This window comes from Cellulomonas sp. P2_F12, assembly GCF_056403775.1.
Window position 1 is genome coordinate 279,163 of record NZ_JBFUEV010000003.1, and the last position, 18,445, is coordinate 297,607.

The 18,445-nt window shown below is 72.7% G+C and carries 16 protein-coding genes; 11 read left to right on the forward strand and 5 right to left on the reverse strand.

Features of this window, described 5'->3' with window-relative positions:
- Position 1: 1 nt before the first annotated feature.
- The 5 genes from cofD to AC1DWH_RS09440 form a co-directional block, all read right to left on the reverse strand.
- Positions 2-955, reverse strand: a complete 954-nt coding sequence (gene cofD / locus AC1DWH_RS09420) for a 2-phospho-L-lactate transferase (RefSeq protein ID WP_477093451.1) — start codon at positions 953-955, stop codon at positions 2-4.
- Positions 952-1,737: a putative F420-0 ABC transporter ATP-binding protein gene (locus AC1DWH_RS09425; protein ID WP_477093452.1), complete on the reverse strand. Its 786-nt coding sequence runs from the start codon at positions 1,735-1,737 to the stop codon at positions 952-954. The genes cofD and AC1DWH_RS09425 overlap by 4 nt, the downstream gene beginning before the upstream one ends.
- Complete coding sequence (locus tag AC1DWH_RS09430; protein WP_477093453.1) at positions 1,728-2,747, reverse strand: putative F420-0 ABC transporter permease subunit; 1,020 nt, start codon at positions 2,745-2,747, stop codon at positions 1,728-1,730. Before AC1DWH_RS09430 ends, AC1DWH_RS09425 begins: the two co-directional genes overlap by 10 nt.
- Positions 2,744-3,730 carry a putative F420-0 ABC transporter substrate-binding protein gene (locus tag AC1DWH_RS09435; RefSeq protein WP_456847024.1) on the reverse strand — a complete coding sequence of 329 codons (987 nt, stop codon included), beginning with the start codon at positions 3,728-3,730 and terminating at the stop codon, positions 2,744-2,746. Before AC1DWH_RS09435 ends, AC1DWH_RS09430 begins: the two co-directional genes overlap by 4 nt.
- A 207-nt stretch (positions 3,731-3,937) precedes the next feature.
- Entirely contained in the window at positions 3,938-5,284 is a 1,347-nt protein-coding gene (locus AC1DWH_RS09440) for an aminotransferase-like domain-containing protein (RefSeq protein ID WP_477093454.1), read from the reverse strand.
- Positions 5,285-5,498: 214 nt separating this feature from the next.
- Here AC1DWH_RS09440 and AC1DWH_RS09445 point away from each other — a divergent pair, with 214 nt between their 5' ends.
- The 11 genes from AC1DWH_RS09445 (at position 5,499) to AC1DWH_RS09495 (ending at position 18,439) form a co-directional block, all read left to right on the forward strand.
- Entirely contained in the window at positions 5,499-6,347 is an 849-nt protein-coding gene (locus tag AC1DWH_RS09445) for a nitrilase-related carbon-nitrogen hydrolase (protein ID WP_477093455.1), read from the forward strand.
- A gap of 16 nt (positions 6,348-6,363) precedes the next feature.
- Complete coding sequence (gene hydA / locus AC1DWH_RS09450) at positions 6,364-7,782, forward strand: dihydropyrimidinase (RefSeq protein ID WP_477093456.1); 1,419 nt, start codon at positions 6,364-6,366, stop codon at positions 7,780-7,782.
- Positions 7,783-7,795: 13 nt separating this feature from the next.
- Positions 7,796-8,824: a TIGR03842 family LLM class F420-dependent oxidoreductase gene (locus AC1DWH_RS09455; RefSeq protein ID WP_477093457.1), complete on the forward strand. Its 1,029-nt coding sequence runs from the start codon at positions 7,796-7,798 to the stop codon at positions 8,822-8,824.
- The gene (locus AC1DWH_RS09460) at positions 8,821-9,759 is read left to right on the forward strand and encodes an ABC transporter permease (RefSeq protein ID WP_477093458.1); all 939 of its coding nucleotides are present in this window, start codon (positions 8,821-8,823) and stop codon (positions 9,757-9,759) included. The genes AC1DWH_RS09455 and AC1DWH_RS09460 overlap by 4 nt, the downstream gene beginning before the upstream one ends.
- Positions 9,756-10,571: an ABC transporter ATP-binding protein gene (locus tag AC1DWH_RS09465; RefSeq protein WP_477093459.1), complete on the forward strand. Its 816-nt coding sequence runs from the start codon at positions 9,756-9,758 to the stop codon at positions 10,569-10,571. Before AC1DWH_RS09460 ends, AC1DWH_RS09465 begins: the two co-directional genes overlap by 4 nt.
- Positions 10,568-11,329: an ABC transporter permease gene (locus tag AC1DWH_RS09470; RefSeq protein ID WP_477093460.1), complete on the forward strand. Its 762-nt coding sequence runs from the start codon at positions 10,568-10,570 to the stop codon at positions 11,327-11,329. The genes AC1DWH_RS09465 and AC1DWH_RS09470 overlap by 4 nt, the downstream gene beginning before the upstream one ends.
- 70 nt (positions 11,330-11,399) lie before the next feature.
- On the forward strand, positions 11,400-12,560 hold the full coding sequence (locus AC1DWH_RS09475) for an ABC transporter substrate-binding protein (RefSeq protein WP_477093461.1): 1,161 nt from the start codon (positions 11,400-11,402) through the stop codon (positions 12,558-12,560).
- Positions 12,561-12,624: 64 nt separating this feature from the next.
- Positions 12,625-13,929 carry an aspartate aminotransferase family protein gene (locus tag AC1DWH_RS09480; protein ID WP_456846487.1) on the forward strand — a complete coding sequence of 435 codons (1,305 nt, stop codon included), beginning with the start codon at positions 12,625-12,627 and terminating at the stop codon, positions 13,927-13,929.
- Between the two features lie 37 nt (positions 13,930-13,966).
- Entirely contained in the window at positions 13,967-14,725 is a 759-nt protein-coding gene (locus AC1DWH_RS09485) for an SDR family oxidoreductase (protein ID WP_477093462.1), read from the forward strand.
- Positions 14,726-14,783: 58 nt separating this feature from the next.
- Entirely contained in the window at positions 14,784-16,631 is a 1,848-nt protein-coding gene (locus AC1DWH_RS09490; protein WP_477093463.1) for an ABC transporter ATP-binding protein, read from the forward strand.
- On the forward strand, positions 16,628-18,439 hold the full coding sequence (locus AC1DWH_RS09495; RefSeq protein WP_477093464.1) for an ABC transporter ATP-binding protein: 1,812 nt from the start codon (positions 16,628-16,630) through the stop codon (positions 18,437-18,439). Before AC1DWH_RS09490 ends, AC1DWH_RS09495 begins: the two co-directional genes overlap by 4 nt.
- Positions 18,440-18,445 lie beyond the last annotated feature (6 nt).

Sequence of the window (18,445 nt, forward strand, 5' to 3'; positions counted from 1 at the left end):
GTCAGGGGAGCCGGTCGACCAGGGCGAGGGCGTCGGCCGCGATGCGCGCGGTCGTCGGGATGTCGCGCATGAGCGTGTCCACCGCGGCTGCGGCCCAGCCGCCCTCGCGCAGCGTCGCGACGGCGTCCGCGTCGACGGTGTCCACCAGCCACGCGTCCAGCACCCCGGCGGGGCGCCGGCCGTAGTGCTCGGCCACGGCGAGCGCCGTCGTCTCCACGCCGATCGCGGCCAGGCAGGCGTCGGCCATGCCCCGCACGGGCGCGCCGCCGATCACGGGGCTGATCCCGACGACCGGCGCGGACGTGGTGCGCACGGCGTCACGGATGCCGGGGATCGCGAGGATCGTGCCGACGGACACCACCGGGTTGGACGGCGGGACGACGAGCACGTCGGCGCCGGCGATCGCCGCCAGGACGCCCGGTGCGGGGTCCGCCGTCCAGAGGTTGGTCTGCACGAACCGGCGGGCGGGCAGGGCGGCGCGGTGCCGGACCCACCACTCCTCGAAGTGCATCGTCGTGCCGTCGTCGACGACGACCTGCGTCTCCACCTCGTCGTCGGTCATCGGCAGGAGCGTGACGCCCGGCTCCCAGCGCTCCGCCAACCGCGCCGTGACCTGCGACAACGGCAGCCCCGAACGCAGAAGCTCGGTGCGGGCCAGGTGGGTGGCCAGGTCGAGGTCGCCCAGCGTGAACCACTCCCAGCCGAGCCCGTACGCCTGCAGGTCGTCGCTGACCCGACGGGTCTCGTCGCGGCGCCCCCAGCCCTGGTCCTCGTGCACGGCGCCGCCGAGCGTGTACATCAGCGTGTCGAGGTCGGGGCAGACGCGGACGCCGTGCAGCCACATGTCGTCGCCGGTGTTGGCGACGACCGTGATGTCCGCGTCGGGCACCAGGGCCCGCAGGCCGCGGGTGAAGCGCGCACCGCCGACCCCGCCGGACAGGACCGTGATCTTCATGCAGGCCTCCTGGGATCGGGGGACGTCTCGTGGAACGCGATCACGGGGCGACCCGTGCGGGGGTGCTCGAGGACGTCGGCCTCGACGCCGTAGACCTCCCGCAGGAGGTCGGGCACGAGGACGTCGCGCGGGTGGCCGGCTGCCGCGAGGTGGCCGTCGGCCAGCACGAGCACGTGCTCGCAGAACGCGGCGGCGAGGTTGAGGTCGTGCAGGGCCGCGATGGTGGTGGTGCCCAGGTCCCGGACGAACGCCAGCAGGCTCAGCTGGGCGCTGACGTCGAGGTGGTTGGTCGGCTCGTCGAGGAGCAGCAGGTCGGGCTCCTGCGCGAGGGCGCGGGCGATGTGCACGCGCTGCCGCTCGCCGCCGGACAGGGAGGACCAGGGGCGGTCGGCCAGGTGGTCGGCCTGCGCGCTGACCAGCGCGCGGTCGATCGCGGCGTCGTCCGGGTCGCTGCCCCACAGGCTCCGGTAGGGGATGCGGCCCAGCGAGACGACCTCGCGGACCGTGAGGGGGACCGTGCTCGACGACTCCTGCTCGAGCAGGGCGATGCGTTGCGCGCGGCCCTTGCGCGGCAGCTCGTGGACCGGCGTGGCGTGGTCGACCAGGACCCCGCCCCGCTCGGGCGGGAGCAGCCCGGCGATGAGCCGCAGCAGGGTCGTCTTGCCCGCGCCGTTGGGGCCGAGCAGCCCGGTCAGGTGGCCCGCGGGTGGGGTGGCGTCGATGCCGTCGACCACCCAGCGGCCGCCCAGGCGGGTGCCGACGCCGTCGAGGGTCAGCTCCATGCCATCCCCTTCCCGCGGCGCAGCAGGTACGCGAAGACGGGGACCCCGATGAGGGCCGTGACGATGCCGACGGGCAGCTCCCGCGGGTCGAACAGCGTGCGCGCGAGGGTGTCCGCCCAGATCAGGAACACCGCGCCGCTGAGCGCCGCCACGGGCAGCAGCCTGCGGTGCGCCGGACCGGTGAGCGACGAGACCGCATGGGGGAGGATCAGGCCGACGAAGCCGATGGCCCCGCTCACCGCGACCATCGCGCCCGTCAGCAGCGCGACGACCGTCATCAGGGTCCAGCGGGTGCGGTCGACGTCGATGCCGAGCGCCCCGGCCGACGTGTCACCGAACGCGAACGCGTCGAGCCGGGTGGCGGCCCCCAGCAGGACGACGCCGGTGACGACGACCGCGGACCCGGCGATGGCGACGGACGACCACGTGGAGCCCGCCAGCGACCCGAGGAGCCAGTTGAGGATCTCGCGGTAGGAGTCGCCCGTGGCGGTCCAGAAGATGACGAAGCTGGTGCCGGCCGCGAACAGCTGCGACACGGCCAGGCCCGCCAGGACCGCCCGGCCAGGTGCGAGCGTGCCGCCGGTGCGGGCCAGCGCCAGGGTGGCGACGAGGGCCACCAGCGCACCCGCGAAGGCCGCGACCGGGAGCAGCAGGCTCACGCCCACCACCAGCACCGCAACGGCGCCCAGCGACGCGCCCGACGACAGCCCGAGCAGGTACGGGTCGGCCAGCGGGTTGCGGGTCAGGCTCTGCATCACCGCGCCGGCGATCGCGAGCCCGGCTCCGACCGCCGCCGCCGTCAGCACGCGGGGCAGGCGCAGGTCCCAGACGATCGCGTCGTGCAGGCGCGGCACCGGGCCGACCGGGAGGCCCAGGTGCCCGCCGATGCTCCGCGCGACCTCCGAGACGCTCAGGTCCGCCGGTCCGATGGTCACCGCCACCAGGATCGTCAGGACCAGCGCTGCGAGCCCGGCGGCGACCAGCAGCGCGAGCGGTGTCCGGGCTCTCACCCCAGCGCGGCGAGCTGGTCGTCGAGGGACTTCACGGCGTCGGCGTTCCGCACGCCCGCCTCGGACGCCGGGAACGGGATGGTGAGGTACCGGTGCTCCTTGACCGCCGTGAGCTGGTTGGTCGCCGGGTTGGCCTCGAGCATCTCGATCTTCTTCGCGGCCGTGTTCCAGCTGGCGTCCACCAGCACGATCACGCTCGGGTCCGCCGCGACGATCTGCTCCCAGCCGGCCGACGTCCAGGTGTCGTGCACGTCGGCGAAGATGTTGGTCAGCCCCGCGGCGTCCATCATCATCTGCGGCGCGCCGATGCCCGCGCCGACGTACGGGGTGTCGGAGCCCGAGCTGTACCAGAGTGCGGTCGTCTTCTCGGTCGGCTTCGTCACGGCCGCGAGCGTCGCCTTCTGCTCCGCGATGAGCTCCTCCGCGCGGTCCTGCACCCCGAAGATGCTCGCCACCTCGCGGATCTCGTCGTCGACCTTGTCGAAGGTCAGCGGGTCGGGCATGTAGTCCGGCTCCTTGCACGCGGCGGGGGAGACGTAGCTGGCGATCCCGAGGTTCGCCAGGGTGCTGCGGTCGCCGACGCCGTCGGCCGAGAAGTTCGACTCCCAGCCGCCGTAGACGAAGTCCGGCTCCAGCGCGAGCAGCGCCTCCTGGCCGGGCACCTTGTCCGAGACGACGGGGATCGAGTCGTAGGCCGCAGCCTGGTCGTCCGGCACCGGGCCGTCGGCGAACGCGGTGCCGATCATCACGTCCTGCAGCCCGAGCGCCAGCAGCATCTCGGTCGCCGTCGACTTGATGGTGACGACCTTCGTCGGCGGCGCGTCGATGGTGACCGGCGTGCCGCAGTTGTCGAGGGAGACCGGCGCGAACGTGGCGCTCGGCGTGCTGGTCGGCGCGGTCCCGGACGTGCTCTGCGCCGCCGAGCAGCCGGCGAGCGCGAGGGTCGCCGCGGCGGCGACGACGAGGATGCGGGTTCTGGGCATGAGGGGTGCGGGCTCCGGGGTGCTCGTTCGCCAGGCGCGCGGCGGTGCATCGCTCGCGCGGGGGTGGGGTGCACGTCGCACCTCCGGAGGGCCGCCCACGACCGGGCGGCGCGACCCGGCCAGATCCGGTCGGGTTCCGCGCACAGAGTAGGCCTGGGGGGTGGCCACTCGGCAAGCGGAGCCGCTGGTCAGTGGCGGATCTCTCGCTCAGGGGGCCGCGGCCAGGGCGAGGGCGCGGGCGACGTCGTCGACCTCCGCGCCGAGCAGGCCGACCGTGACGCGGACGTGGTCGCCCGCACCGCTCGTGCCGTCGGCGCAGAACGGGGCGCCCGGCGCGACGCGGATCCCGGCCGCCTCGAGCCGGACGAGGGCCGTGCGCTCGTCGTGCACGGGCAGCCACAGGTTGATGCCGTCGCCGGGCTCGAGCGCGATGTCGTGGGTGGCCAGGGCCTCGCGCAGGGCCCGGCGGCGCGCGAAGTACACGCGCCGGGCGTGGGCGACGGCCTCGATGGCCCCGCCGTCGGTCAGCAGGTCCACCAGGACGTGCTGCAGGAGCCGGCTGGTCCAGCCCGGGCCGAGCATCCGCCGGGCCACGAGGCCGTCGAGGACGGTGGCCGGTCCCCCCACGGCGGCGATGCGCAGGTCAGGCCCGTGCGACTTCGAGTAGGAGCGGACGTGCACGACGCGGTCGGGCAGGAACGCCCCGAGGCTCACGTCCCGGGCGGACGCGATCTCGCCGGAGTGGTCGTCCTCGACGACCAGCGCGTCGTGCCGGCGCAGGACGTGCGCCAGCTCCCGCGCCCTGGTCGCCGTCGTGCTCACGCCCGTGGGGTTGTGCGCGCGCGGCTGCAGCACCACGACGCCGGCCCCGCCGTCGAGCGCCCGCTCCAGGTCGTCGGGCCGCATGCCCTGCCGGTCCAGCGTGACAGGCACCCTCTCGAGCCCCAGCTGGTCCAGGAGGTCGAACAGCGGCGGGAAGCCGGGGTCCTCGACGGCCACGCGCGAGCCGTAGACCGCCACCCGCTCCAGGACGCGGCTGATCGCGTCGAGCGCCCCGTCGACCACCGTGATCCGCTGCGCCGCGAACGGCCACGACTCGCGCAGGAGGACCTCGAGCGCGGGCACGACGGGGGCGGCCAGGTAGGCGCCCGTGTCCGCGGCGGGGCGCTGCAGCGCGACGCGGGCGAGGGCGGGGCCGATCAGGGGCAGGAGCTCGGGGTCCGGGGTGCCGGTCGAGAGGTCGACCCGCGCCGGGGCGCCGCCGGCGAGGTCGCGGTAACGCGGCGGCAACCAGCTCGCCGGCGGGGGGAGCACGACCGTGCCGGCGCGACCGCGGGAGATGACGATGCCGACGGCCGCCAGCGCCTGCCAGGCACCGCTGACGGTCGCGGGGCTGACGCCGAGCTCGGCGGCGAGCGTGCGGACGGTGGGCAGGCGGTCGCCCGGCCGCAGGTCACCGCCACGCACGAGGCGGGCCACGGTCGCGGCGATGCCGCGGGGGCTGCGGTCGTCGACGTGGGCGGCGAGGTCCATGCGGGTCAGGATGCCTGCCACGGGGGCCGGGTCCGAGGCGGTCCGGCGTGGCGCCCGCGTGCGGGACGAAGTGTTTACGCGGCGGTCATCGATGTTCGCGTCCAGGAAACGGGGAGTAACGCCGCAGAAATGTTCAACCCCGACAGTCACATTCCAGGCTACGGTGCCAAGAACGGGCACTCAGGCGCCGCGTGGGCTCCGAGGCCGGTCGAGGACAGAGAAGCGGAGGAGCCCTATGACCGTCGTACGCGTCGCGTTCACCCAGGCCACCTGGACGGGCGACAAGGAGTCGATGACCGCGCTCCACGAGGCCTGGACCCGGGAGGCCGCCTCGCAGGGTGCCCAGATCATCGCGTTCCAGGAGCTCTTCTACGGCCCGTACTTCGGGATCACGCAGGACACCGCGTACTACGACTACGCGGAGTCCGTGCCCGGCCCGACGACGGAGCGCTTCTCGGCGCTGGCCAGGGAGCTCGGCATCGTCATCGTGCTCCCGGTCTACGAGGAGGAGCAGCCGGGCGTCCTGTACAACACGGCGGCGGTCATCGACGCGGACGGCAGCTACCTGGGCAAGTACCGCAAGCACCACATCCCGAACCTGCCCAAGTTCTGGGAGAAGTTCTACTTCCGGCCGGGCAACCTCGGGTACCCGGTGTTCGAGACCGCGGTCGGCAAGATCGGCGTGAACATCTGCTACGACCGGCACTTCCCGGAGGGCTGGCGCGTGCTGGCCCTCAACGGCGCCGAGATCGTCTTCAACCCGAACGCCACGGCCCCCGGCATCTCCAACAAGCTGTGGGAGATCGAGCAGCCGGCCGCGGCGGTGGCCAACGGCTACTTCGTCGTCGCCAACAACCGCGTGGGGCTCGAGGACAACGAGTACGGCGACGAGGCCGTCAACTTCTACGGCTCGTCGTACGCGGTCGGCCCCGACGGCAACTACGTCGGCGAGGTCGGCTCGTCGAGCGAGAACCAGCTGCTGATCCGCGACCTCGACCTCGACCAGGTGCGGATCGTGCGGGAGCGGTGGCAGTTCTTCCGCGACCGCCGGCCCGAGGCCTACGGCCCGATCGTGGCTCCGTGAGCGGGGAGGGACACCGATGAAGACCCTGATCTCCGGCGGCACCCTGGTCAGCGCGACCGGGCGGACGGCCGCGGACGTGCTCATCGACGGCGAGACGGTCGCCGCCGTGCTCAGCCCCGGCTCGACGCTGCTCGGCTTCGACCTCGCCGCGAACGTCGACCAGGTCATCGACGCGAGCGGCAAGTACGTGATCCCGGGCGGCATCGACGCACACACGCACATGGAGCTGCCGTTCGGCGGCACCAACGCCTCGGACACGTTCGAGACGGGCACCCGGGCAGCGGCCTGGGGCGGGACGACCACGATCATCGACTTCGCCGTGCAGCGCACGGGGGAGCGGGTCATGGACGGGCTGGGCGCCTGGCACGAGAAGGCCGCCGGCAACTGCGCGATCGACTACGGCTTCCACCAGATCATCGGCGGCGTCGACGAGGACTCGCTCAAGGCGATGGAGGGCCTGGTCGCCGAGGGCATCACCAGCTACAAGCTCTTCATGGCGTACCCGGGGGTCTTCTACTCCGACGACGCCCAGATCCTGCGCGCGATGCAGAAGGCGGCCGACCTCGGGCTGCTGACGATGATGCACGCGGAGAACGGGCCGGCCATCGACGTGCTGGCCGCGCAGCTGGTCGCCCAGGGCAAGACCGACCCGTACTACCACGGCATCGCGCGCGCCTGGCAGCTCGAGGAGGAGGCCACGCACCGCGCGATCATGCTGGCCGACGTCACGGGAGCCCCGCTGTACGTGGTGCACGTGAGCGCCAAGCAGGCCGTGGCGCAGCTGGCGTGGGCGCGCGACGCCGGCAAGAACGTGTTCGGCGAGACGTGTCCGCAGTACCTGTACCTGAGCCTCGAGGAGCAGCTGGGAGCACCAGGCTTCGAGGGCGCCAAGTGGGTGTGCTCCACGCCCCTGCGCTCGCGGGCCGATGGTCACCAGGAGCACATGTGGCAGGCGTTGCGGACCAACGACCTGCAGATGGTCAGCACCGACCACTGCCCCTTCTGCATGAAGGGCCAGAAGGACCTGGGGGTCGGTGACTTCCGGGCCATCCCGAACGGGATCGGCTCGATCGAGCACCGCATGGACCTCATGTACCAGGGGGTCGTGACGGGCCAGATCACCCTGGAGCGCTGGGTCGAGCTCACGTCGACCACGCCCGCGCGGATGTTCGGGCTCTACGGGAAGAAGGGCGTCGTGGCGCCGGGGGCCGACGCCGACGTCGTGGTCTACGACCCCGCGGGGCACACGTCGATCGGCGTGGGCAAGACGCACCACATGAACATGGACCACTCCGCGTGGGAGGGCTACGAGATCGACGGGCACGTCGACGTCGTCCTGTCGCGGGGGTCCGTCGTCGTGGACGAGACCGGCTACCGCGGGCGCGCCGGGCACGGGCAGTACGTGCCGCGCGGCCTGTCCCAGTACCTCCTGTAGATCGGACCCATACATGGACTTCGGCGTCGTCCTGCAGACGAACCCGCCCGCCTCCCGGACGGTGGAGCTCGCCCGCCTGGCCGAGACCCACGGGTTCAGCCACGTCTGGACCTTCGACTCGCACCTGCTGTGGCAGGAGCCGTTCGTCATCTACTCGGCGATCCTCGCGGCCACCCGCAAGGTCATGGTCGGCCCCATGGTGACCAACCCCGCGACGCGGGACTGGACGGTCATCGCGTCGCTGTTCGCCACGCTCAATGAGATGTACGGCAACCGGACCATCTGCGGCATCGGTCGCGGCGACTCGGCGGTGCGCACCCTGCACGGGAAGCCGTCGAACCTGGCGACCCTGCGTGAGGCCGTGCACGTGATCCGCGAGCTCGCCAACGACCGGGCCGTGGAGATCAACGGCGCGAAGGTGCAGTTCCCGTGGTCGCGGGGGTCGGCGCTCGACATCTGGGTGGCGGCCTACGGACCGCTGGCGCTCAAGCTCACCGGCGAGGTCGGCGACGGGTTCATCCTGCAGCTCGCGGACCCCGACATCGCGGCGTGGACCATCAAGGTGGTGCGGGACGCCGCGGAGCAGGCCGGCCGGGATCCCGACGCGGTGAAGTTCTGCGTCGCAGCGCCGATGTACATCGGGGACGACTCGCCCGACAGCAGAGCGCACATGCGCGAGCAGTGCCGCTGGTTCGGCGGGATGGTCGGCAACCACGTGGCCGACATCGTCGCCCGCTACGGCGCCGACTCGTCCGTGCCGAAGGCCCTCACCGACTACATCGCGGGGCGGCAGGGCTACGACTACAACGAGCACGGCCGCGCCGGCAACACGCACGCCGCGTTCGTGCCGGACGAGATCGTCGAGCGCTTCTGCATCCTCGGCGGCGCGAGCGAGCACGTCGAGCGCCTCGAGGCCCTGCGCGAGCTCGGCGTCACGCAGTTCGCCGGCTACCTCCAGCACGACAACAAGGAGGAGACGATGCGCGTGTACGGCGAGCACGTCATCCCCGCGCTGGCGACACCGGTCGTGGCCACCGCATGACCGATCTCGCGACGACCCTGGCCCCTCCGCAGACCGCCCCCGTCCCGGTCCCCGGCCGGTCCGGGCGCCGGAACCCGGGGCGCCAGGTCCTCGTCGGCGTGCTCGCCGTCGTGCTGCTGGCGGTGCTGTGGGAGCTGGTCAAGGTCGTCGTCCCCGACACGGGCGGCCACGTCGGCGGGGCGAGCCTGCTGCCGCGGACCGACGACGTCGCGATGCCGCACGTCTGGGAGATCGTGCAGCGGGTGCTGCAGCCCGAGACCTCCGCCACGGGCTCGCCCACGGTCCTGAGCGCGATGTTCGCCGCGTGCTGGTTCACGTTGCGGGTCGCGCTCGCCGGCTGGCTGCTGGGGTCGGTCGGCGGCCTGCTGCTCGCTGCGCTGATGCAGCGCTCGCCCCTCGCCGAGTCCGCGCTCGTGCCGTGGGTCGTCCTGAGCCAGACCGTGCCGCTCATCGCGCTCGCGCCGCTGGTGGTCGGTTGGGGCGGGCGGATCCACCTCGGCGGGCTCGAGTGGCAGCGCTGGATGTCGGTGGCGCTGATCGCGAGCTACCTGGCGTTCTTCCCGGTGACCATCGGCGCCCTGCGGGGGTTCCAGTCGCCTCCGGCCGCGCAGGTCGAGCTCTACAGGTCCCTCGCGGCCGGCTGGACCCGCACCCTGGTCTCCCTACGGCTGCCCGCGAGCGTCCCGTACCTCCTGCCTGCGCTGCGGCTCGGGGCGGCCACCGCGGTGGTCGGCGCGATCGTGGCCGAGGTGTCGACGGGCACCAAGGGCGGCATCGGGCGGCTGATCATCGGCTACGCCCAGTCCGCCAGCGGCGACCCCTCCAAACCGTGGGCCGCGATCATCGCGGCCGCTCTGCTGGGCCTGCTCGCCGCGGGTCTGGTGTCGCTGCTCGGGCTCGGCCTGGGCCGCTTCCGCTACGGGGAGGTCCGATGAACAGGGAGCGCGCCGGCGTCGTGAACTCCGTGGAAGCCCGGGGCGTCGGGAAGGTCTTCACGTCCCGGTCGGGCGAGGTGGTTGCGCTCGACGGCATCGACCTCACGGTCGCGGCGGGGGAGTTCGTCTCGTTGATCGGGCCGTCGGGCTGCGGCAAGTCGACGCTCCTGCGGCTCATCGCGGACCTGGACGTCCCGACGTCCGGGGAGCTCACCGTGTTCGGCAAGACCCCGCAGCAGGCCCGCGAGGCGCAGGACTACGGCATCGCGTTCCAGCAGGCGGGCCTGCTGCCGTGGCGGACGGTCACCGCGAACGTCGAGCTCCCGCTCGAGCTGCACGGGGTGGGCAAGGCGGAGCGGGCGGCGCGCGTGGTCGAGCTGCTGGACCTGGTCGGTCTGAGCGACTTCGCCGGTCACTTCCCGCACCAGCTGTCCGGCGGGATGCAGCAGCGTGTGGCGATCGCGCGGGCGCTGGCCGAGCGGCCGAGCATGCTGCTGATGGACGAGCCGTTCGGGGCGCTCGACGAGATGACGCGCGAGCGGATGCAGACCGAGCTGGTGCGGATCTGCGCCGAGAGCGGTGCGGCGGTCGTGTTCGTCACGCACTCGATCCCGGAGGCGGTGTTCCTCTCGCAGCGCGTCATCGTGATGTCGCCGCGGCCGGGCCGGATCAGCGCGGTCGTCCCGGTGAACCTGGGCGACGAGCGCGGCGAGGGGCTGCGGGAGGACGCCGCGTTCTTCGCCGCCGTCACGGCGGTGCGCGAGGCCCTGCACGGCACCCCGGTCGCCGCCCGCGGGATGGACCAGCGATGACCGGCGCCACCGTCCGCCGCTGGCTGGCCCCCGTGGTCGTCGGCGTGCTGGCGCTGCTGGTCTGGCAGGCGATCGTCGTCGGCGCCGGCCTCAAGCCGTACCTGCTGCCCAGCCCGACGGCCATCGTCGAGCAGCTGCTGCTGGTGATCCCGCTGGTGTGGTCCGCCGCGCTCGCGACGGGCATGAACGTGCTGGTCGGGCTGGTGGTCGGCAGCGTGGCGGCGATCGGCGCGGCCATCGTCGCGGCGCGCAGCCGGATGGCGGACACCCTGCTGTCGCCGACGGCCGCCGCGCTGAGCGTCATGCCGATCGTCGCGCTCGCCCCCGCCCTGAACACGATGTTCGGCACCACGTCGACCACCCCGCGACGCCTCGTCGTCTCCGTCGTCGTGTTCGCGCCCGTCTTCGTCAACACCCTGCGCGGCCTGCGCCAGGTGCAGCCGGTCCACCGCGACCTGCTCAAGGCGTACGCGGCGACCCCCCGGCAGATCACGCGGACGGTGACCATCCCGGGCGCGCTGCCGTACCTGTTCACCGGCCTGCGCATCGCGTCCTCGACCGCCGTGATCGCGGCGATCGTCGCCGAGTACTTCGGCGGGCTGCAGAACGGCCTCGGCTCCCGGATCACGTCGGCGGCGTCGAACAGCGCCTACGCCCGGGCCTGGGCCTTCGTCCTCGGCGCCATCCTGCTGGGGCTCGTGTTCTACCTCGCGACGCTCGCCCTGGAGCGCGGCGTCGCGAGGCGCCAGGGGGGATAGGAACGTCCGCCTGCCACCGGAGCCAGGCCGGCCGATCAACCGCACAGCACAGCCAACGAGAGGATTGACGATGAGACTCACCAGGCGTACTGCGTGGGGCGCGGCCGCGGTCGGCGCTGCCGCCGCGCTCGTCCTGTCGGGATGCAGCTCCGACGACGGCGGGGACGCGGGGAGCGACCCCTCGATGAGCTCGCAGGTGCTCATCCCCGTCAAGCTCCAGCTGCAGTGGTTCACCCAGGCCCAGTTCGCGGGCTACTACGCGGCGGTGGACCAGGGCTACTACGTCGACGAGGGCCTCGACGTGCAGATCGTCGAGGGCGGCACGGACATCGTGCCGCAGTCGGTGCTGGCCGACGGCTCGGTCGACTACGCGATCGCGTGGGTGCCCAAGGCGCTGGCGTCGCGCGAGCAGGGCGCGGGCATCACCGACGTCGCGCAGATCTTCCAGAAGTCCGGGACGCTGCAGGTCGCGTTCAAGGACAAGGGCATCACCAGTGCGGCCGACCTGGCGGGCAAGAAGGTGGGCAACTGGGGCTACGGCAACGAGTTCGAGCTGTTCGCGGGCATGACGAAGGCGGGCCTCGACCCGGCCACCGACGTCACGCTGGTCCAGCAGCAGTTCGACATGAACGCGTTCCTGGCCGGGGACATCGACGCGGCGCAGGCCATGACGTACAACGAGTACGCCCAGCTGCTCGAGGCTGAGAACCCCGACACGGGCGAGCTCTACACGGCCGACGACTTCACGGCGGTGAACTGGAACGACGAGGGCACCGCGATGCTCCAGGACGCCATCTGGGCGAACTCCGACAAGCTCGCGAACGACAAGGACTACCAGGACCAGACCGAGAAGTTCATCAAGGCGAGCCTCAAGGGCTGGATCTACGCCCGCGACAACCCGGAGAAGGCGCGGGACATCGTCGTGGCCCAGGGCTCGCAGCTGGGCAACAGCCACCAGCTGTGGCAGACGAACGAGATCAACAAGCTGATCTGGCCCTCGCCGGACGGCATCGGCATGATCGACGAGGCCGCCTGGAAGCAGACGGTCGACGTCGCGCTCAAGACGAAGAACGACCAGGGGGCGACGGTCATCACGGCCGAGCCCGACGCCGACGCGTACACCAACGAGTACGTGCAGAAGGCCCTGGCCGAGCTCAAGGACGAGGGCGTCGACGTGTCCGGCGAGGACTTCACGCCGATCGACGTCACACTCGAGGCCGGCGGCAAGTGACCTCTCGCGCGCGGGCGTCGACCACGGCGCCCGCGCGCGGGGACGCATCAGAAGGAGAAGCACCATGACCACCGACGACGACGCCACCGCGCTGCGTCTCGACCGCGACCACGTCTTCCACTCGTGGTCGGCGCAGGCCCACCTGAACCCGATGGTGATCGCGGGCGGGCTCGGCTCGACCGTGTGGGACCACAGCGGGCGGCGGTACCTGGACTTCTCCAGCCAGCTGGTCAACACGAACATCGGCCACCAGCACCCCCGCGTGGTCGCCGCGATCCAGGAGCAGGCGGCAACCCTGACGACGGTCGCGCCGGCCACGGCCAACCTCACGCGCGGCCGGGCGGCGCAGAAGGTGCTGAGCCACGCGCCGCAGGGGTTCAGCAGCGTCTTCTTCACCAACGGCGGGGCCGACGCCAACGAGAACGCGATCCGGATGGCCCGCCTGCACACCGGGCGGGACAAGGTCGTGTCCGCGTACCGGTCGTACCACGGCAACACCGGCGCGGCCGTGGTCGCGACGGGGGACTGGCGCCGCGTGCCCAACGAGTACGCCCGCGCGCACGTGCACCACTTCGGGCCGTACCTGTACCGCTCGGAGTTCTGGTCGACCACCCCGGAGCAGGAGAGCGAGCGCGCGCTGCACCACCTCGAGCGCGTGATCCAGGCCGAGGGGCCGACCTCGGTCGCGGCGATCCTGCTGGAGACCATCCCCGGCACGGCCGGCGTGCTGGTGCCGCCGCCGGGCTACCTCGCGGGCGTCCGCGCCATCGCCGACCGGTACGGGATCCTGCTCATCCTCGACGAGGTCATGGCCGGGTTCGGCCGGACGGGACAGTGGTTCGCGTTCGACGGGTTCGACGTGGTCCCGGACCTCATCACCTTCGCGAAGGGCGTCAACTCCGGGTACGTCCCGGCGGGCGGCGTCATCCTCAGCGACGCGATCGAGGCGACGTTCGAGGACCGTGTGTTCCCCGGCGGCCTCACCTACTCGGGCCACCCGCTGGCCATGAGCTCGATCGTCGCGACCCTGGACGCGATGGCGGACGAGGGCATCGTCGAGCACGCCGCCGCCATCGGCCGTGACGTGCTCGGCCCGGGCCTGGCGGAGCTGGCCGAGAAGAACCCGCTGGTGGGAGAGGTGCGCGGGCTCGGCGTGTTCTGGGCGGTGGAGCTGGTCAAGGACCAGGCGACCCGCGAGCCGGTCGATGCCGCGCTGATGGGCCGGGTCAAGGCCGGCGCGCTCGCCCGCGGGCTGCTCCCGTTCCTGGCCGACAACCGCGTGCACGTCGTCCCGCCGTGCGTGGTCACGGCCGACGAGGCTGCCACCGGTCTCGGACTGCTGACCGAGGTCCTGGCCGAGGTCGCCTAGCCTTCTGCGTAGTCCCACCCACCCCTTGGAGTTCCGCATGAGCACACGCACGCCCCGACGCGCCCTGGTCACGGGTGCCTCCTCCGGCATCGGCGCGGCGACCGTCCGTCGCCTGCGCGCGGAGGGCTGGGACGTCGTCGCGACCGCCCGCCGCGCGGACCGGCTCGCCGCGCTGGCCCAGGAGACGGGCGCGCAGACCGTCGTCGCCGACGTCACGGACGACGCCGACGTGGCGCGCCTCGCCGAGCAGGTCGCCGCGGGCGGCCCCCTCGACGCGCTGGTCAACAACGCGGGCGGCGCCTTCGGGCTCGACCCCGTCGAGTCGGCGGACCTCGATCACTGGCGCCAGATGTACGAGCTCAACGTGATCGGGACGCTGCGGGTCACCCAGGCGCTGCTCCCGCAGCTGCGCGAGGGCGACGGCGGCGACATCGTCGTCGTGACGTCCACGGCCGCGCACGGCACGTACGAGGGGGGCGCCGGGTACGTGGGCGCCAAGCACGCGGAGCGCATGCTCGCGACGACGCTGCGCTGGGAGATCCTGGGCGAGCCCATCCGGATCATCGAGATCGCGCCCGGGGCCGTGGCCACCGAGGAGTTCTCGATGGTCCGGTTCGACGGGGACAGCGAGCGGGCCGCGGCCGTGTACGCGGGCTACGAGCCGCTCGTCGCGGACGACATCGCCGACGCCATCGCGTGGTCGCTGAGCCGGCCCGCGCACGTCAACATCGACCTGCTGGTCGTCCGTCCGCGCGCGCAGGCGAGCAACAACAAGATCGTGCGCACCGGAGCCTGACCGTCCCGAGGGTCGGATCGATCGGGCAACTGTCGGACCCCGTCCGTAGTGTGGAGGCGTGCCTTCTGCTCCACCCGCCGGTCCCGCACGTCCCGAGTCGACCACCCGCGTGCTCCTGCGCCTGCGCCACTGGGCGCGCCCCGCGCTCCCGCGGATCGCGCTCGGCGGTCTGACGGCCCTCGGCGCGAGCCTGCTGGCGCTCGCGGTGCCGCAGGTCCTGCGCGTGATCGTCAACGGCCCGCTGCTCAGCGAGGGATCGCAGCGCGGGGTCGTCATCGGCGCGCTCGTCGTCCTGGGGCTCGGGGTGCTCGAGGCGTTCCTGGTCTGGTGCCGCCGCGCGCTGATCCTCACGCCGGGCACCACGGTCGAGCGCGACATGCGCACCGACCTGTTCCGCCACCTGCTGGACCTCCCTGTCGAGTTCCACGACCGCTGGTCGGGCGGGCAGCTGCTGTCCCGCGTGATGTCGGACCTCGGCACGATCCGCCGCTGGACGGTGTTCGGGCTCGTGATGCTGCTGGTCAGCGCCACGACGGTCGTGGTCGGCATCGGGCTGATGATCTGGACCAGCTGGGTGCTCGGGCTGGTCTACCTGGTCGGCGCGGTGCCCATGATCTGGCTCGGCTTCCGGTTCCGCGAGGACTACAAGGTGGTCGCGCGGCGGGCCCGTGACCAGGCGGGCGACCTGGCCACGACGGTCGAGGAGTCGGTGCACGGCATCCGCGTGCTCAAGGCGTTCGGCCGGGGCGCCGACGCGCTCGACGACTTCGCGCGGCAGGCCGACGAGCTGCGCACCACCGAGGTGCACAAGGCCAGGACGCTGTCCCGGGTGTCGTTCGCGCTCGGCGCGATCCCGGAGGCGATCCTCGCGGTCTCGCTCGGGTTCGGCGTCGTGCTGACGTCCCGCGGCGAGCTCAGCGTCGGCGCCCTCGTCGCGTTCTTCGCCACCGCGGCCGTGGTGAACAACCCCGTCGAGCGTCTCGGCATGCTGCTCGCGATGACCCTCGACGCGAAGGCCGCGACGGACCGGTACCTGCAGGTCATGGACACGGGGTCGACCGTCCGGGACCCCGCGGAGCCGGCGGCGCTGCCCACGGCCGACCCGGCGGGCTCGCGCGTCGAGCTGCGGGGCGTCCACTTCGGGCACCCGCGCGGCGTCGACGCCGAGGGCCACCCGCGCGGCGGCTCCGACATCCTCGCGGGCATCGACCTCGTGCTGGAGCCGGGCGAGACCATGGCGCTGGTCGGGCTGACCGGCAGCGGCAAGACGACCCTGCTCCAGCTGGTCCCCAGGCTCTACGACGTGACCGCGGGCAGCGTGCGGATCGACGGCGTCGACGTCCGGGACCTCACGCGCGCGGACCTGCGGGCGGCGGTCTCGGTCGCGTTCGAGGACCCGATCCTGTTCTCCGCGTCGGTGCGGGAGAACGTGCTGCTCGGCACCGACCTCACCGGGACCGAGGCCCACGACCTGGTCACCGAGGCGCTCGACGTCGCCCGCGCGGGCTTCGCGTACGGGCTTCCGGACGGCCTCGACACCGTGATCGGCGAGGAGGGGCTCAGCCTCTCGGGCGGCCAGCGGCAGCGCGTCGCCCTGGCCCGCGCCATCGCCGTCCGACCCCGCGTGCTGCTGCTGGACGATCCACTCTCGGCGCTCGACGTCACCACGGAGGCCGCGGTCACGGCCCGGCTCCGGGACATGCTCACGGGCACCACGACCCTCGTCGTCGCGCACCGGCCGTCCACGGTCGCCCTGGCCGACCGGGTGGCGGTGCTCGAGGACGGGCGGATCACGGGGGTCGGCCGGCACGCCGACCTGCTGACCACCCACCCGCACTACCGGTACGTGCTCACGGCGCTGTCGGCGCTCGACGACGTGGACCACCTCGAGGAGGTGAGCCGGTGAGCGTCCTGACCTCGGAGGCCTTCGGGGACGAGGCCACGAAGGCCGAGTCGCGGCGGATCCGCCGACGTTCGCTCGGGCTGCTCGGCACGCTGCTGCGGCCCGTCGCGGGTCCGGCGTGGTGGACGGCCGCGCTCGTGGTGGGCTCGCAGCTCGCCGCGGTCGCCGGCCCGGCGCTCGTCGCGTACGGCATCGACAAGGCCCTGCCGGCCCTCACCGCGGGCGACGCCCGTCCGATCACGCTGGCGACCCTCGGGTATCTCGCGGCGGCGCTGCTCGGCGGCGTGCTCACCGCGGCGACCGTGCGGGCGTCCGCGCGCGTGAGCCAGACGATGCTGCTGGACCTGCGGCGCCGGGTGTTCCGGCACACGCAGCGGCTCAGCCTCGAGTTCCACGAGAAGTACACGTCGGGCCGGATCATCTCGCGGCAGACCTCCGACCTCGACGCGCTGCGCGAGCTGTTGGACGGCGGCGTCACCAACCTGGCGTCGAGCGTGCTCGCCATGGTGTTCACCGCGGTCTCGCTCGTGCTGCTCGACTGGCGCAGCGGCCTGGTGCTGCTCATCGCGGTGATCCCCGGCGTGGTGCTCACCCGGTGGTTCCAGGTGCGGTCGCAGGTCCAGTACCGCAGGCAGCGGACCGCCGCGGCACGGCTCATCGTGCGGTTCGTCGAGACGATGACCGGCATCCGCGCCGTCCAGGCGTTCCGCCGTGAGCCGCAGGTCGAGGAGGTCTACGGCGGGCTGTCGGAGGACTACCGGGAGACCAACGCCGCGGGGATCCGCCTGAACGGCGTCTTCGACACCGGGCTCACGCTCATCGGCAACGTCACGGTCGCCGCGGTGCTGCTGGTCGGCGGCCTGCGCGCGCTCGACGGCGGCCTCGAGGTCGGCGTGCTCGTCGCGGCGGTGCTGTACGCGCGACGGTTCTTCAACCCGCTGCAGCAGATCGGCATGTTCTACAACTCCTTCCAGTCGGCCACCGCGGCGCTGGAGAAGGTCGCGTCGCTGCTGGCCGAGGAGCCGACGGTCCCGGACCCGCAGCACCCGTCGGCCCTCGCGCACGCCCGCGGAGACGTCCGGTTCGACGACGTCGAGTTCGGCTACGGCACGGGGCCGACGGTCCTCCCGCACGTCGACCTGCACATCCCGGCCGGCCAGTCGCTCGCGCTCGTCGGGGAGACGGGGGCCGGCAAGTCCACCATTGCCAAGCTGCTCGCCCGGTTCTACGACGTGCGTGGCGGCGCCGTGCGGCTCGACGGGCTCGACCTGCGCGAGATCGATCCGGTCGACCTGCGGCGGGCGGTCGTCATGGTGACCCAGGAGGCGTACCTCTTCTCGGGCTCGGTCGGCGCCAACATCGCCCTCGGCAAGCCGGACGCCACGCCGGCGGAGATCGAGGCGGCCGCGCGCGCGGTCGGCGTGCACGACCTGATCGCGTCGATGCCCGACGGCTACGCCACCGAGGTGGACAAGCGCGGGGTGCGGCTCTCGGCCGGCCAGCGTCAGCTCGTCTCGTTCGCCCGCGCGTTCCTGGCGGACCCGGCCCTGCTGATCCTCGACGAGGCGACCAGCTCGCTCGACGTCCCGGGGGAGGCCCTCGTGCAGCTGGGGCTGCAGACCCTGCTGGCCGATCGCACCTCGGTCGTCATCGCCCACCGGCTCTCCACGGTCATGGGCTCGGACCGGGTTCTGGTGATCGAGGGCGGCCGGATCGTCGAGGACGGCACTCCGGACGGGCTGGTCGCGGCGGGCGGCCACTTCGCGGAGCTGCACGCCGACTGGCAGCGGTCGATCCGCAGCACCACCTGACGTCTA